Source organism: Bacillus sp. LR--39, assembly GCF_053613335.1.
On the sequence record NZ_JBSIOT010000852.1, the window covers coordinates 1 to 716 of the forward strand.

Here is a 716-nt window from a genome sequence, read left to right on the forward strand (position 1 = left end):
GCCACCTTTTTTTACTAATGGTGCGATTTCCCTCAAGATCGACAGCTGGATTTCAGCTAGACGGGCGCTGTCGTCAGGCTTTTTCGTGTATTTCATGTCCGGCTTTCTTCTGATAACACCGAAACCTGAGCACGGGGCATCGACCAATATTCGGTCAAACTGTTCGTTTTCAAACGTTTCCCCCGCTTTTCTAGCATCCATTGTTTCCGCATGAATGATTGTCAGGCCAAGCCGGTCTGCCGCTTCTTTGATCAGCTTCACTTTATGTTTGTGAAGATCACGCGACGTAACGCTCCCCTTGTTCTGCATTAATTCTGCGATATGAGCCGACTTTCCGCCAGGCGCCGCACATGCGTCAAGCACTGTTTCATCAGGCTTAGGGTCAAGGGCGCGGGCGACGAGCATGGAACTCTCATCCTGGATGGAAACTTCGCCGTTTTGGAAGAAATGAGTTCCGGCAATTGTTCCCTTTAAGAGCTTCACAGCATCTTCAGCGAGGTCGCCTTTTTCAACTTCGATTCCCTCAGCAGCCATTTGGTCAAGCAGCTCAGCTCTGTCTGCTTTCATTTGATTGACACGCAGCGTCTGTTTCGGCGGAATGAGATGGATGCGGCAAATCTTTTCCGCAGCTTCAAATCCATACGCATCCGCCCACTCTTTCACAAGCCACTCCGGATGGCTTGTTTCTGTCGCCAGCCGGCGTACAGGATCTTCGA

1 protein-coding gene is annotated in these 716 nt (G+C 50.7%); it reads right to left on the bottom strand.

Annotated features, from left to right (window positions below; genetic code table 11):
- The coding region (gene rsmB / locus ACWHAR_RS26990; protein ID WP_452088420.1) for a 16S rRNA (cytosine(967)-C(5))-methyltransferase RsmB at nucleotides 1–716 on the bottom strand (716 nt) is incomplete at both ends.